Genomic DNA, 15919 nt, shown 5'->3' on the forward strand with positions numbered 1-15919 from the left:
TCTCCTTCATGAGAGATAATTAGAGAGAGATCTTTTAAAGTTTTACATTCACTATCGTTAGAGGGATTGTCATGAAGACAGTCCCTTTTTTTGTTTCGTCAGAAAGATTATATACTAGTCGTTATGATTATTTGGTAAGATGAACTGAATTGTCCATTAATGCCTTCATTCTGAGCTTATTTTTAATTGAGATGATTTTATAGCTAGCATATTAATGATCATCGTACTACAAGGTGTTCAAATCAATTAAACTATTATTGGCTATCATTCTTGCATCATTGGTATTCATATGATCATGATTAAAATGTGTTATGAATACTTATAGTTATGAAGTTATAATCTGAATGGAGTATAAAATAAAATGGGACTTTTTAAACAATAATTGTTCACCTCAAAAATGAAAGATTGTAAATAGATAAATCCGGATGAATAGTTAATAAAACAACAACTTAAAAAATAAAGCAATGAAAAACTCTTATTCGTTTAAAGTTATATTTTTTGCATCTTCCCTGTTATTCATTTTAAGTTCAGGCCTCATGGCACAACGGAGAATGGAAAACCTTGACCGTGGATTAGTAGCGGTACAAACAGGAAATGGTGTGTTTCTAAGCTGGAGAGTATTCGGTACAGATCCCAAAAGTGTTGCATTTAATGTTTACAGAAATGGTACAAAGGTAAATTCATCTCCTATAACCGGCGCTACCAATATGGTTGATAATGGTGGCTCATCAAGTTCTACATATACCGTAAGGCCTGTTGTCGGTGGAGCAGAACAATCTGTAGGTGGTTCTGCAACCGTATGGGGTTCGCAAGTAAGGACGATTACATTAAGTAACCGCCCCAGCAGCAGCCATACGCCTAACGACATAAATGTAGGTGATCTAGACGGAGATGGTAAGTATGATCTTGTGGTAAAATGGTATCCTAATAATGCACAGGATAATTCCAATTCAGGTGTTACGGCTAACACCTATCTTGCTGCATACAAAATGGACGGTACATTTATGTGGATTGTAGACCTGGGAAGAAATATTCGTTCAGGTGCACATTATACACAACATCTGGTAGGCGATTATAATTCGGATGGAAAAGCTGAAGTAGCCTGCAAAACAGCTCCTGGTACCAGAGATGGTACAGGAACTTATTTGAGTAACGGACTTGCTGCAAATGATAATGATGCTACAAATTATGTAAATGGTACCGGGTATGTTTTAACGGGGCCAGAATATCTTACCATATTCAACGGACAAACAGGTAAGGAAATGGCAACAATCAATTACCCTGTTCCGAGAGGAACTGTAAGTAGTTGGGGAGATTCCTATGGAAACAGAGTTGATCGATTTAATGCTACCAATGCTTACCTTGACGGAGTTAAACCTAGTATGATCTTCCAAAGAGGTTATTATACAAGGTTGACACTGGCTGCTATAGATTGGGATGGACAAAGATTGTCAACCAGATGGATCTTTGATTCAAACAACTCAGGAAGTACTGGTGCACGTGGACAGGGAAATCATAGTCTGATGGCAGCAGACATTGATGGAGATGGTTTTGATGAAATAATTCCTGGAGCCAGTGCTATTGATCATGATGGAAAGTTCATGTGGTCAACTGGATTTGGTCATGGAGATGCTAACCATGTCGGTGATTTCGATCCAGCCAGTCCTGGTTTAGAGATATGGCTGGTAAACGAGCAAACCGGAAGTCAGCCTGATCATTATTTGGTAAGAGCAAGGGATGGTCGTGTTCTTTGGCGTGGGGGAGGTGGAAATGATGATGGCCGTGGTATGATTGGTGATATCGATTCCCGTTACCCTGGTCAGGAAGCATGGTCAAGTACTGTTTCCGGAACTTTTGGTGCAACCGGAACACGGATTTCTACGGCAAAACCTGCATCTGTAAACTTCAGGGTCTACTGGGACGGTGACTTGCAGGATGAATTGCTCAATAACAATACGATCGATAAATGGAATGGGAACGGTACATCACGTGTACTCTCCTTAACAGGAAATTCCTGCAATGGAACAAAGGCAACTCCCAATCTCAGTGCAGATATACTAGGAGATTGGCGTGAGGAAGTAATTCTTCATGACGGCGCTAACCGTCTTTATATTCACACCACCACCATTCCTACTCAGCATAAACTGTATACGCTAATGCATGATCCTGTTTACAGAAATGCTATTTCATGGCAGCAGTCTTCCTATAACCAGCCTCCGCATCTGGGCTTCTTCCTGGGGGCAGGTGTTGATCAGGCTCCTACTCCAAATATAGTATTGGTTGGCCAGTATACATCCAATCGTTTGCCGACAGTTTCTTTAACTGCTCCGGCCAACAATGCCAGTTATCTTGCTCCCGCATCAATAAATATTACAGCTAATGCAAGCGATGCTGACGGAACAATAAGTTCTGTTGCTTTCTTTAATGGAACTACTTTGATAGGGACTGATGCCACTGCTCCTTACTCATTCAACTGGACGAATGTAGCAGCTGGTACTTATTCTATTACGGCAGTTGCTACTGACAATGCCGGAGGGACTGCTATTTCAGCTGCTGCAGTGGTTACAGTAAGTTCTACTCCTGTCGCTCCTTTCAAGTTGCAGGGAGAATCTGCTTGTTCTGTTGATGGTATAGCAAATGAAAATACCAACACCGGGTTTAATGGAACCGGCTATGTGAATGTTAACAATGCTGTCGGAAGCAAAGCTTCATGGGCGGTATCTGCAGGTGCTGCAGGTAATGTAGGTGTTACCATACGCTTCGCAAATGGTACAACGGCAAACAGGACAATGTCTGTTGCTGTAAATGGTGTTACTCAGATTGCTTCTGTAAGTTTTACGGGAACAGGTGCATGGACAACCTGGAATACAGCAGTAGTACAGCTTTCACTTTCTCAGGGAAATAATTTGTTAACATTGTCTTCTTTAACAGAAAACGGAGGTCCTAATATTGATGAACTTACTTTTGCCTCTGATCCTATCACACAAGGGCAATGTAATGCGACTCAGAATACCCCTCCAATCGTTAGTCTGACTTCTCCTCCATCCAATACAGAGTTTACTGCACCGGCTACGATAACGTTATCAGCATCAGCCAGTGATCTTGATGGTTCCGTGACAAAGGTGGAGTTTTTTAATGGATCAACTTTAATAGCAACTGATATTACAGCTCCTTATTCGTTCTTCTGGACAAATCTGTCTGCGGGCGTTTATAATATCACTGCTAAAGCTACCGATAATCAAGGGGCATCGACTACTTCTTCTGCCATTACTATCAATGTGAAATCAGTTGGCGGTTCTCAGGAAAGTATAACCGGCCCTGCTTGCAGTGTTCCGAACTCTACCATATCATTTGAACTCAATCCTTCATTAAGAAATGGAGCAACAGCATACTCCTGGTGGACTAGCGGGTATAGTAAGAGTTTCACAGCTGAATCAGGCGCTGCACACAAAGCAAATCTTGAAACCGGAGAGCATTATACCGGTGGAGATGTTTGTGTTGGTATCAGCTATAATGTTTCACCTTATTATGCTTCTTATTGTCTAAAAGTAGATGTTTGTGCTGCAGCCCGTTCTTTGCGTTCAGCACCTCTGGTTCAGGTAGGGCCTAATCCATCTGTTGGAGCATTCAATGTAACAGCTCATGCGGATATTGAGACTCTCGCAATTTCTAATACAAACGGAATTGAAGTTTTCAGATATGGAAAAGTTGTACAGGGAGATCTATTAGAATTCGGAAGTTCTCTTAATACAGGTTTGTATACTTTAACCATTGTATACACTTCCGGAAAAGTTGAGGTTATAAGATTACAAAAATTGTAATGTCGTTTTATGTTTTTATTAGGTATTTTTTGAATGGGTATGCCACTGGTTTAAGTGGCTTACTCTTATGTAAGAGTTTAAGAAAAAGAAAGCCCCGGATTTCGGGGCTTTCTTTCTTAGATACTTTTATATAATATTGATCTTATGTTTTCTGCATTCTTCAATCATCTCATCTGGCCATATACTTGATTGTACTTCTCCTATATGTGCTTTCTTTAACAGATACATGCATAGTCTGGACTGACCAATTCCTCCTCCAATGCTTTGAGGTAACTCACCGTTTAAAAGCATCTTGTGCCACATGAGGTCTGCCCGGTTTTCACAGCCTGCTATTTCCAATTGCTTTTTCAATGCAATTTCGTTTACTCTGATTCCCATGGATGATAATTCAAAGGATCTTTGCAGTATTGGGTTCCAGACAACAATATCTCCGTTTAAGCCCTTAAAACCGTTTTCAGATTCTGTGCTCCAATCATCATAGTCAGGAGCTCTTCCGTCGTGTTTCTGACCATTCTTTAAAGCTCCTCCGATTCCAATTATAAATACTGCACCATATTCTTTTGCAATTCTGTCTTCTTTTTCTTTGGAACTTAAGTCAGGGTATTTCTCTAATAACTCTTCACTATGGATGAAGTGAATATGCTCAGGAAGTTCCGGATTTAATTCAGGATATTCTTCACATAGCAGATATTCAGTACGTTTCATCGCAGTATAAATCTGAGTAACTGTCTTTTTTAGAAAATCAATATTTCTGTCATTGTCAGACATTACTCTTTCCCAGTCCCATTGATCAACATAAAGAGAGTGAATGTTGTCAAGATCTTCATCCGGACGAATAGCATTCATATCAGTATAAAGTCCGAAACCTGTTGCGAACTCTAATTTTGCCAGCATCAGCCTTTTCCATTTTGCAAGGGAATGAACTATCTCGGCAGGAGTTTCTTTCATGAATTTTATTGGAAAGGTAACCGGCCTTTCAATTCCATTAAGGTCATCATTGATGCCAGTTCCTTTAAGAACGAATAGAGGAGCAGTTACTCTTCTGAGTCTTAATTCTGAAGCTAACTGATGTTCAAAAGTATCCTTAATGAGCTTGATAGCTTTTTCTGTCTTTTTTAGATTAAGGATGGGGTCGTAATTTTTGGGTATAAAGAGGTGATTCAACATTTTGTTATATTATAGCAATGTAAAAGTATAAATTCTTATGCTTTTATACACATACTTAATTTTTGTCTGTAATCAGGGTTTATACTGATAGGGGTGGTGTTTTATATTCTATAGAATGAAACACATTTGAATAAAAATGAGTTTTTTTCTGGCGAAAAATCGATTGAAACTTCTGAATGCCAAAAGGAAAAGCAATGATATACTTATTGCTATTCCTTGTATTTCAGAATAATTAGATTGAAGGTGGGATTATATTTTGTTTTTTATAAAATTACCTTGTTGGCCAGGATTGTACTGCAACAAACGGAATTTTACCAGCAATGGACGCCATAGATAAAGCGGGGCTGCCATTATATTTTGCTTCTCCCCAGCACCATATCCAAACCAGATATAAATCACCTCCTGTCATTGCAAAATAACTTTCGGCTGCCGAAGTACTGCTAAGATAAGTTGACGTTTCCGATTCATTAGAAAAACCGGCTCCAACTAAAGTGTTATTCCATAATTTAGCTCTGTTATCCAGGAGAGTTTTGCCAGACTGAACATCGTAAATCATAACTCCTATTCCTCCGTTGGTACTGGCATATCCAGTGTTTATGATCCAGTTGAACCAGGAGTAGGTGACAGGAACATATGCAGTAAAACGTCCAATAACATCCTGAATTGGAGAAACAAATATTCCAACAGCTGCCGCTGCTTGTCCATTAAATGGTGATATCCCGAACTCTCCAGTGTTTTGGTGTACATAGCCTATAGCACCGCTGGTCCAGTCTATATCATAGGGAGGACCCATAATATTATAACGCTCATCAATTCTCAGCATGTACCGGGCTCTTTCTTCTACATCAGAATGTTCTTCTTTTAATTTTTGGCGATGTAGTTCATGCTCGTCAAGAGCCAGTTCTTTCAAAGATTTAAAGTCAGGGGTGCTTATGTTCATGTTACCAATAACAGAAGTTATGTAAGGTTCTGATATCTTGGTAACTAGACTGGCTCTTCGCTCCTCTGTTTCTGCTTTTTGTTTGAACTCTTTTGAAATTTTTTCCTCAAAAAGATTTATGGAATCTTTAGCTATTTCCTTCGTAGGGGCAACTCTTTGTATTAACTCACCAACTTCTGTAATCATATATACCTCCTTCCGGTTCTTTTATTTTAAAACCTAAAAATCAGAATCTTGGTTTGCTTTCAAGGAAACAAGTCTTAAATGAATTTGGAGAAGCTTACAAAGGAAGATTAAATGATATTTATTTTTATGGAACTAAAAGATAATTAAGGTTATTGAAGCGAGTCCCTGGTTAGTCTTCCAAACTTAAAAGCTTAATAAATATTTTGTCCACTATTTTGATGCAATTCCCAAAATAACAAATACCCAAAAAATGAATAGGATTAGCTTTGATTTTATGCAAAGGAATTCGAATTCCTTAAATTAAAATTTGAGCATTTAGCTTAAATTTTCGAGTACTTAAGTTAAAATTCGAGTTTTGGGCTTCAATTTTTGAGTAATTTATGTTAAAATTTGAGCTATTGGGCTCCAAATTTAGAGTTCTAAGGTTAAAAATTCGAGCTATTTGCTTCAATTTTGGATTGCTCAGGTTGAAATTTCGAGCTATTTTTTCCAATTTTCGATTTCTTAAGTTAAAATTCGAGTTATTTGCTTCAATTTTAGAACTTCTTAGATTTTAATAAGCTGATTTTTTTAAGGTTAACAGTAAAATCATTCAGAGAAAAGATTCCACTTTTGAATTTAGGATTTTAAATTTCATTATTGAACTCTATTTTTTACATTTTGAGTGAAGAATCGGGCAGTCATAAACTTAAACCTATAAATTTGTCACCTTATTGAAGTTAGATAACAGAGATTTTCAGGATTATATGAGTAAAAAAACTACTTATAAGGCAGCATCGTCGGTAGCAAAAGCTATTGAGAAGCATTTTGCTCATCAACTTTCTGCTGCCAGAATGAGAGGAGATACTAACTTAGCCATAGAGCCTAATGTGAAAATGGTAGAGACGATGATCGATACCGCATTTTGGGCAAGTTTGAGAAGGGAGGAAGGGAATTCTACCAAAATTTCAATAGCATTTCTGCCGCCGGAACAAGCGGGTGTTCCCATTCTTTTTGAACAGAAAATGGCATTTACTGCATATCACCTTACTAAACTTTCCCTTGGTGTAGAGCGACCAGGTGTTCACTTGGGGGTGTGGCATGAGAATGATCAATTGTTTATATGGGGAACAACGCTTAAGATTCCGAATCTTTGTTTTATTCTTGATGTGAGTGAGCCTGGTATGCTGGTTATTAAGCACAGAAGGGTACATGGCTTTGGTAAATTTGCGAATGTGGCTGTGCTTATAGGGGATCAGGTTAAAATTATTGATGAAAACAGTGCCAGTCATCCTGACTGTCCTGAACTTTTACAATACCTATTGGGATATACGGTTCCTCATTCATGGAGCGATTCAATGAATGTGCTGGTTCAGCTTGCTGTTTCTATGAGAGCTCATCGTCATGGTGGTTCCCTCCTTGTTGTTCCTTCGGATAATGATAATTGGAGAAAATCTATTCTGCATCCTATTAAATATTCTGTTTCCCCTCCTTATTCAGGCCTTTCAGATCTCATGAGTAAAGATATAAATGTTCGTTCGGAGGTTATGTGGCAGGGTGCATTGCGTACAGAGGTTGAAACACTTGCTGGTCTCACTGCTGTTGATGGGGCAACAGTAATCAGCGACAAATATGAGCTCTATGCTTTTGGTGCAAAAATAGGAAGGTCTGTTGGCAATGCGAGGGTGGAAAAGGTCTATATGAGTGAGCCTATTGTAGGTGGTGGGGCAGTTATGATTAACCCATCCATTTCGGGGGGGACGAGACATCTTTCTGCTGCCCAGTTTGTATATGATCAGAAGAATGCCTTAGCTTTTGTTGCTTCTCAGGACGGTCATTTTACTATTTTTACATGGTCTCCAACTGAAGAAGTGGTTCAGGCTCATAAGATTGATACCTTACTATTATAGGTAAATGGTGAAAGAAAATTCAGGTCATTTGAAAGAAAGTAAACTCAGGAATGATGATTGAGTTGTAGGAGTATTAGAAAGAAAAATAAGTCAGCTAATATTTTTATTCAAAATTATTTTATGGAAATAACTTTCAGAAACATTTCAGATGATGATTATCCATATGTGATCAATAATCTTAATAGTTGGTGGGATGGCAGGGCCATGGTTAACATGCTTCCTCGTTTGTTCTTTAGATATTTTAAAGATACCGGCTTTGTAGCTATCGCTGATAGAAGGATATTGGGCTTTATTATTGGATTTTTCAGCCAGGACGATCATAGAGATGCCTATGTACATTTTATCGGAGTAGATCCCGGATATAGAAATTATAAAATAGGGAAAAGGTTGTATGGTTTTTTTGTCGATAGGGTAAAAAGAGCTGGGGTAGAAAAAATCTATTGTGTAACCTCTCCTTTTAATAAAAACTCAATTGCATTTCACAAAAGGATCGGTTTTGAAATTGTGCCAGGAAGCAATAAGACCCTTGACGGCATAGACTTTTACAGTGACTATGATGGAAACGGAGAAGACAGAGTTTTATTTGTAAAACATCTCGTTTAACGATATCAGATTTTTCTAACAATTACTCTTGCAGGTGCTCCGTCTGAATCCTTTATTTTGAGAGGCATGCATATCATTTCATATAGTCCCGGTTTTATTCCATTAAGATATAAACCTTCAATGACCCATATTTCATTTCCCAAAAGTATTTCATGTACTATTTTACCATTATCCTTTCCTCCGATAGAAATGTAATCAACTCCTACCACTGATACTTTTTTCTCCTTAAGGTAGTTGGCTGCTTCTGATGAAAGATAAATGTAATCCCTCTTAAACTCTTGCTTTGCCCAGTCGGAACAGGAGTTTTTTGTTTTAAATAAAACTCTTTCATCAGGATTAATGTCATGTTGTTTCACCTCTTCGATTGGAATAAATCTGTCATGTTTGATTTCTATAATCCGGGCAGATCCTGTCATCAGATCAAGAGGAAAAGAAGAAATGTCTTTTCCATTTTTTATATAATGTAATGGCGCATCAATATGTGTACCTGTATGGGCACTCATGGAGAGGGTGGTAACATTTGCAGGACCTCCTTTGTTCATGTCAAAAAGTTTGCAAATCGAAACTTCAGGTTCTCCAGGCCAATGAACCATTTTGTTTGTCAGCGGGGCAGAGAGGTCTGTCCAGCTTTTTTGGTTATTTACAGTCTTCATATAATATTAACCAGAAAAATCTAAGACAGTTTTAGGCTGACTTTTTATCGAATTATACACAGAGTTCTCTGATTAACGGATGATAATTGTATTATAAGATGTGATTCAATTTGTTTTGAGAAAGGCAGATGGATATATGTAGAATAAAATCTCAATAGCTGTTTGAATCTTCAAGATAAAGAAATTTATTCTATAAAATGCTCTTATTGAGGTTATACCTAAAAATGGTGATAAATAAAATAATCCTTTTAATCTGTTTTACGTAGATTTCGTATTGAATTATTTTATAATCATTTAAATTTCTATTTATTATGAAAAGAATTTATTTATTTTTTACGCTGTGCCTGCTAACCTTTTCGTCTTTTGCAGGGGGAAACAACATGATTGGTCTTACAAGTAAAATGGGTAAAGACGATGGAATGATCAGTAACGGTTTTTACTGGAATTTGGGAATTGGATTTCCATCTTTTAAAGGCACTGATATTACCGATTCAAAGCGGGAAAGCCAAGGTGTACAGTTTACATTGGAGGCCGGAAATCAGTGGATGTTTGTTAAGAGTGATCGTATCGGATTCGGATTGAACGTAAGCTGGTTAACAATTGGTGGAAGTGTTTATAAACTTGAAGGTATAGATGAAAATGTTTATGATTTTCATCTTGGACTTTTAAGATTTGGTCCGATGGCATCTGTAGGGTTTGGAGACAATGCTGCAGTTGATGTGTTTTTCAATCTGAATCCAACAGTAAAATACAACTTCTGGTCCACTGATCAATTTGATAGTAATACCTTGATTTATGGAGCCGCATGGACTCCAGGGGTGAAATTCAGATTCAAAAAATTTGCTGTAGGATTTGAAAATAGCTTTGGTCGTCTTAAAGCACAGGATTTGGAAAATTCAGATGTAAAAGCTGTTAAATTGTCATATATGAATCCAAGAATTCTTTTGGGTATGAAGTTTTAATATAAGCAAAGGTTAAAGCATAAAGATGTGGGAGTTGGTTTTATATCAGTTCCCACTTTTATTTTAAGACTTTTAACAAACTTTGTTGGCATATATTCTGATTGTTTTCCATAAATTAGTGTAAAAATTATTTTTAATCAGATGACCCATTTTTGTCTATGAAGAGGTTTGGTTTTGTTTTATGGTTCTTTTTAATTGCAATTTCATCAGTAGCAGGAGATCAGTTAGTAGGTCTTACAAGCCGTGTTAAAGGCAGAGATATGTTCAATGATGGGGTTTACCTGCATTTCGGAATTGGATTGCCCCGGCTTGATTATCTGGGAAAGGGTAGATTGTTCCAGGGAATACAGCCTTCCTTTGAGTTTGGAAGTCAACATATGTTATCAAAGGGTAGTAACCTGGCAATTGGTTTAAACATCAGTTGGGTGACCATAGCAACCAGCATCCGGGATGGAGAAGATGTTTTTGGCTGGGACCTGAATCTCGGCCTCATAAGATTCGGACCAATGCTTTCAGCTAAGCTGGATGAGAATACTGCATTTGATTTCTATTTCAACGTTAGTCCGACTGCTAAATTTAATTTTTTTAGCTACGATGATCAGGGATATGCTTATTTGTACTATGGAGCCCTGTGGGTTCCGGGACTTAAATTCAGACACCAAAAGCTTGTGGTAGGTGCGGAAGTTAATTTCGGTACACTTTTCATTGATGACCTTGATAAAGAAGATGATCCTGTTTATAAAAAAGCTTCCTATTTTAATCCTAAATTGTTTATAGGGCTTAAGTTTTAAATCTTTCCTGATGGAGCAACAACAATGTTTCTTAATCAGGAAGATCAAGATAAAAAAGAGAAGCTGTAATACAGGCTTCTCTTCTTCATACTTTTAACTTTAGACTTTCAACTTTTAGATTACAACTTACTTCTTCTTTGCTTCTGAATACCTTTTGCTTACTTCGTCCCAGTTTATAATGTTCCAGAATGCCGTGATGTAATCAGGTCTTTTATTCTGATACTTCAGGTAGTATGCATGCTCCCAGACATCCAGCGCAAGTATTGGAGTTCCTTTAACTTTTACAACATCCATTAATGGATTGTCCTGGTTCGGAGTTGTTGTGATTTTCAGTTTTCCTTGCTGATCAACGATCAGCCACGCCCATCCTGATCCGAATCTTGTCTTTGCTGAGTCACTGAATTGGGCTTTGAAATTATCAAATGAGCCAAAAGTCTTGTTAATTTCTTCTGATAAAGCTCCTGCTGGTGTTCCCCCTTTGGGAGAAAGAATTGTCCAGAACAAGCTGTGGTTGTAATGCCCGCCTCCATTATTTCTTACTGCTGAGTTATATTTGCTTACATTCTTACAGATATCTTCAATAGTCTTTCCATTGAGAGCTGAATTTGCAGCGACCTCCTTATTTAGATTTTTAACATAAGCATCATGATGTTTGTCATGGTGAATCTGCATGGTTTGAGTATCAAAGCTTGGCTCCAAGGCGTCATAAGCGTAAGGCAAAGCAGGAAGGGTAAATTGTGCGAATGTTAATGTAGAAAAGAACAATACAAAAACGCTTAACAATATTTTTTTCATAGGGACTGAGTTAGGTTATTAATGGCTAAAAATAATAAGATTTAGATTTATTTATATAAACTTATGATAGTATGTTGTAATGGCTTGTTAATTATATGATTATTAAACCTCAGAAAAATATGGTTTTTAAAAAAGAGTAAAAAGAAAAATAGATTTGTATATTTGTCGCAAGTTTTGGTTTCCGAAAGGTTTTTCCTTCGGAATTAAAAGGGAATCAGGTGGAAATCCTGAACAGTTCCCGCTGCTGTAAACTTTGTTAAAGCGATTGACATCCTCGCCACTGTCCTTAATGGATGGGAAGGCCGTCAAAAGTAAAGTGAGTCAGAAGACCTGCCAGAATCTGTACATTCGTAGCTTTCGGAGAAAGGGCAAAGGATAAATGCTTCATTGATTAGGATACCTGTATTCACTCAAGCCGTGTTTTTCATCGTTACGAATTGTTGTTGATATAATAATCATCCTGTAATGAAGTTTATTAAGTTTCTGTTTCTGTCACTATCCTTTATGCTGAGTGAGCCTTTGCTTGCTCAATCAGTCAAGGATACAACATCTCTTCTGGAAGAGGTGATTATAGAAGGGAACAGGCTGAATATTTTTACGACAGGGAACAAAATACAAAGAATTGATTCTGCAACTATACAAAGGTTTAAATCAGGCAATCTTGGAGATTTATTGACTTTTAACTCTCATCTGTTTATTAAATCCTATGGAATCGGAAACCTGGCATCCATCTCTTCCAGAGGTACAAATGCCAGTCAGACTGCAGTGTTATGGAATGGCTTTAATGTGCAATCACCTACTCTTGGTCAGGCTGACTTCTCCTATTTTCCTGTAAGCTTTGCTGATGATATAGAAATCCAATATGGAGGTGCGGGAGCTCTGTTTGGTAGTGGGGCAACTGGTGGTGTCATCAATTTTAATTCTACCCCTAAGTTTAATAATGGTTTAACATTTGGCGCTTCATTGAATGGAGGAAGTTTTAATTCTTGCCAGCAATCGGCTAATGTTAGTCTTTCTCAAAAGAACTTTGTAAGTGTTCTTAAGGTCTTTAATTATTCAACAGAGAATAATTTCCCATTTTATGCAAATGGTTATAAAGTGCGTCAGGTCAATGCTGACGTGAAGCAGAAGGGGCTAATGTCTGAAAATTTTTTCAGAATAAAAAAAGACCAGCAGCTGAATGTCAGGATCTGGTTGCAGGATAATTATCGAGAGATTCCGCCATCTATTGCTTCCAGATCCGGCAACCAGCCTATGTTGTTTGTTAATGAGACGCTGGAATCAGATTTTTTAAGGCTAAGTTCTGAATGGAAGAAATCAGGAAAGGTAGCTTCTTATTTCGTCAGAACTGCCTATTTTAATGATCGTATGAGCTATGTTGATACCCTAGCAAATATGCATGCAATAACTCGCTTCCATACTTCGATTTCAGAAGCAGAGAGTATTCTAAGATTAGGAAGAAAGCATTTGTTGAATATAGGACTCCATAACACTTTTAATCAGGCCACGTCTAATGGGTATCCGGATTCTCCTTCACAGAATCGATTAGCATTGTTTGGTTCTTATAAGTTTTCTTTTCTAAATGATCATTGGAGGACAGTAATAAGCCTCCGTCAGGAGATGGTCAGGGGAAAGTTAATACCTCTTATACCTTCAGCAGGTGTGGAAGGCAAGCTTGTTAAATTTTTATCAGCCAGGGCAAATGTTTCAAGAACCTACAAGGTTCCCACCTTTAACGACTTATACTGGAATCCGGGAGGAAACAAAAGTCTTAAACCTGAGTCAGGATGGAGCGGGGAGATAAGTTTAACAGCTTCTCAATTTACCAAAAGCAGAAGTAGAAATTCTGTTATGCTGACATTCTTTAACAGTAATATTGAAAACTGTATTATGTGGCTACCTGCTGGAGGAACCTGGAGTGCACAGAATATACAATCGGTTTGGTCACGAGGGTTGGAAAGCATTATTACATTTAATAAAGAAATCAGAGATTTTAAGTTCGGACTTGTAGTACTCTACAACTATGTTGTCGCAACAAATCAAAAAGCAAGAATGGCTAATGATAATATAGTTGGGAAGCAGTTGATCTATGTACCTGTATATTCAGGTCAGGCAACTGTGGAGCTTGTTTACAAAGGTTTTTATGTGAATTATATTCAAAACTATACAGGTAACAGGTATTATACTACGGATAACTCCAAAGTGGTGGAAGCCTTTCAGTTGGGGAGTATAGTTGCAGGTAAGAATTTTAAAATGGGTAGTTCATTTTTGAATGTAAATGTAAGAGTGAATAACCTGTGGAATGAATCTTATCAGGTAGTTTTAAATCAGGCTATGCCAATGCGATATTATCAGGCAGGTCTTTCATATGTATTTAATAAATCAAATAAAAGTATAAACTGAAATTATAAAATGGAAAAAAATTACAGTAGGCATAGTCAATGTTCGAGGGTACTGAATTCTCTTTTGACTTTTTGTTGTTTTTTGCTTTTAGAACATGTTTCGATAGCACAGAGTATTTCAACTGTTGATGAGTATACACTTGCCCCTGGTTCTTATTGGAATGGCTCTGACGGCTCTGGCGGATTTCAAAGCGGCGATGCATTTTTTTATAATAATTATAGCACACTTTATAATTCTTGGTCCGGTTTTGCTTACACAAATATGAAGGATACTATCACACCTAAACATGGAAATTCATATAGCGCAATTACTGGATCTGGCTATAATGCATCAGATAATTATATAGTATCGTCAGCGTATTCACCAGCTTCTGTTCGTCTGACTGGCGAACTAAGAGGAAAGACTGTCAGTGGTTTTTTTGTTACTAATACAACGAATACTGCACTGTCTATGAAGGATAAGAAAAATGGTGAATTTGGTGCAAAGCAGTTCGGTGGAGCATCAGGTGATGAGCAAGACTGGTTTAAGTTAACGATAAAAGGTTATATAAATGGTGAAGCCAAGGATAATCATGTAGATTTTTATCTTGCCGATTATCGCTCTCCTGATAATTTATTTGACTATATCGTAAATACCTGGCAATGGGTAGATCTTACTCCTCTGGGAAATGTTGATAGCCTTGCTTTTGAACTATCATCTTCTGATGTTGGAGTATGGGGGATGAATACTCCTGCCTATTTTGCCATAGATAATTTTAACAACCCTCAGTTTCCCGGCAAGCCTGGAATGACAGGAAGTACTGCTATTCACAAGGATAGTCAGGTGTTTAAAATATGGGCTTCCGGTGGTTCTGTTACAAGAGGGTTTCAGGATATTTCTAAGAAGGAGCTGGGTAAAGCATCCACTGGAGATTTGTCAGGCGCTTATGGAAAAGCTGGAACAGGATTAGTAAGTTTGGGTGATAGCGGTTATGCTACGCTAACCTTTGATATGCCAATCAGGAATGGAGATGGTTCAGACTTTGCAGTTTTTGAATACAGCTTTGAGCAGGCATTTAAGGAGCTGGCTTTTGTGGAAGTAAGTTCAGATGGAGAACACTTCTTCCGTTTTCCTGCAACTTCTTATACAGATCCTGTAACACATCAGATCGATCAGGCCGGTACGAATGCGTATCTTAGTGAAAACCTATTAAACAACTTAGCAGGAAAGTATAATGGTGAGTTTGGTACACCTTTCGATCTGGAGGAATTAAAAGACATAGAGGGATTGAATATTGATGCTGTGACCCATGTACGTATAGTAGATGTTGTAGGAAGTATAAATCCACTATATGCCAGTAAAGACGAGGAAGGCCGAAATGTAAATGATCCTTGGCCCACTCCTTTTCCTTCAAGTGGTTTTGACCTTGATGCTATTGGAGTTATCAATACAGGTGTTCCTGCAGGTATTGTTGGTGCAGGAGAGAGTCGAATCAGCATTTATCCTAATCCATCCCAGAAAAATCAATTCATAAATATTACGCTTGATGTTTCTGTTGATCAGGAGTATGGTGTGCAGATATATGATCTTGCAGGTCAGCTTATGAAGTCACATAAAGCCGGATCTCAGCAGTTCTCTATTTCAACTGAGGGTTTTATTGCAGGCATCTATGTATTGAAAGTAATTGATGAAGGTGAGGTAATTACAAGAAAATTTGTTGTTAACTAATT

11 protein-coding genes and 1 riboswitch are annotated in these 15919 nt (G+C 37.7%); of the genes, 7 read left to right on the forward strand and 4 right to left on the reverse strand.

Annotation, left to right across the window (positions count from 1 at the left end):
* Positions 1–464: 464 nt before the first annotated feature.
* The gene (locus MYP_RS26435; RefSeq protein ID WP_197060143.1) at positions 465–3821 is read left to right on the forward strand and encodes a rhamnogalacturonan lyase family protein; all 3357 of its coding nucleotides are present in this window, start codon (positions 465–467) and stop codon (positions 3819–3821) included.
* Positions 3822–3947: 126 nt separating this feature from the next.
* Here MYP_RS26435 and asnA read toward each other — a convergent pair whose 3' ends face one another.
* The gene (asnA, locus tag MYP_RS19775) at positions 3948–4988 is read right to left on the reverse strand and encodes an aspartate--ammonia ligase (RefSeq protein WP_197060144.1); all 1041 of its coding nucleotides are present in this window, start codon (positions 4986–4988) and stop codon (positions 3948–3950) included.
* A 271-nt stretch (positions 4989–5259) separates the two neighbouring features.
* A complete protein-coding gene (locus tag MYP_RS19780; RefSeq protein ID WP_045467431.1) occupies positions 5260–6114 on the reverse strand; it encodes a hypothetical protein in 855 nt (284 codons plus the stop codon).
* Positions 6115–6860: 746 nt separating this feature from the next.
* Here MYP_RS19780 and MYP_RS19785 point away from each other — a divergent pair.
* A complete protein-coding gene (locus MYP_RS19785; RefSeq protein ID WP_045467733.1) occupies positions 6861–8003 on the forward strand; it encodes a putative sensor domain DACNV-containing protein in 1143 nt (380 codons plus the stop codon).
* Between the two features lie 120 nt (positions 8004–8123).
* On the forward strand, positions 8124–8606 hold the full coding sequence (locus MYP_RS19790) for a GNAT family N-acetyltransferase (RefSeq protein WP_045467433.1): 483 nt from the start codon (positions 8124–8126) through the stop codon (positions 8604–8606).
* A gap of 5 nt (positions 8607–8611) precedes the next feature.
* Here MYP_RS19790 and MYP_RS19795 read toward each other — a convergent pair whose 3' ends face one another.
* Entirely contained in the window at positions 8612–9259 is a 648-nt protein-coding gene (locus MYP_RS19795) for a cyclase family protein (RefSeq protein ID WP_045467435.1), read from the reverse strand.
* A 311-nt stretch (positions 9260–9570) separates the two neighbouring features.
* On the opposite strand from MYP_RS19795, the gene MYP_RS19800 reads away from it, so the two are divergent.
* Both MYP_RS19800 and MYP_RS19805 read left to right on the forward strand, forming a co-directional pair.
* A complete protein-coding gene (locus MYP_RS19800; RefSeq protein ID WP_045467437.1) occupies positions 9571–10221 on the forward strand; it encodes a hypothetical protein in 651 nt (216 codons plus the stop codon).
* 158 nt (positions 10222–10379) lie between these two features.
* Positions 10380–11012 carry a hypothetical protein gene (locus MYP_RS19805; protein ID WP_045467439.1) on the forward strand — a complete coding sequence of 211 codons (633 nt, stop codon included), beginning with the start codon at positions 10380–10382 and terminating at the stop codon, positions 11010–11012.
* A 126-nt stretch (positions 11013–11138) separates the two neighbouring features.
* Here MYP_RS19805 and MYP_RS19810 read toward each other — a convergent pair whose 3' ends face one another.
* A complete protein-coding gene (locus MYP_RS19810) occupies positions 11139–11807 on the reverse strand; it encodes a superoxide dismutase (RefSeq protein WP_045467440.1) in 669 nt (222 codons plus the stop codon).
* Positions 11808–11965: 158 nt separating this feature from the next.
* A riboswitch (cobalamin riboswitch) is annotated at positions 11966–12159 on the forward strand.
* A 113-nt stretch (positions 12160–12272) separates the two neighbouring features.
* On the opposite strand from MYP_RS19810, the gene MYP_RS19815 reads away from it, so the two are divergent.
* Together MYP_RS19815 and MYP_RS25450 are read left to right on the forward strand one after the other, a co-directional pair.
* Positions 12273–14210, forward strand: a complete 1938-nt coding sequence (locus tag MYP_RS19815; RefSeq protein ID WP_081990617.1) for a TonB-dependent receptor — start codon at positions 12273–12275, stop codon at positions 14208–14210.
* 81 nt (positions 14211–14291) lie between these two features.
* Positions 14292–15917 carry a T9SS type A sorting domain-containing protein gene (locus MYP_RS25450; protein WP_052430376.1) on the forward strand — a complete coding sequence of 542 codons (1626 nt, stop codon included), beginning with the start codon at positions 14292–14294 and terminating at the stop codon, positions 15915–15917.
* Positions 15918–15919 lie beyond the last annotated feature (2 nt).

The organism is Sporocytophaga myxococcoides (genome assembly GCF_000775915.1).
Lineage (GTDB): Bacteria > Bacteroidota > Bacteroidia > Cytophagales > Cytophagaceae > Sporocytophaga > Sporocytophaga myxococcoides_A.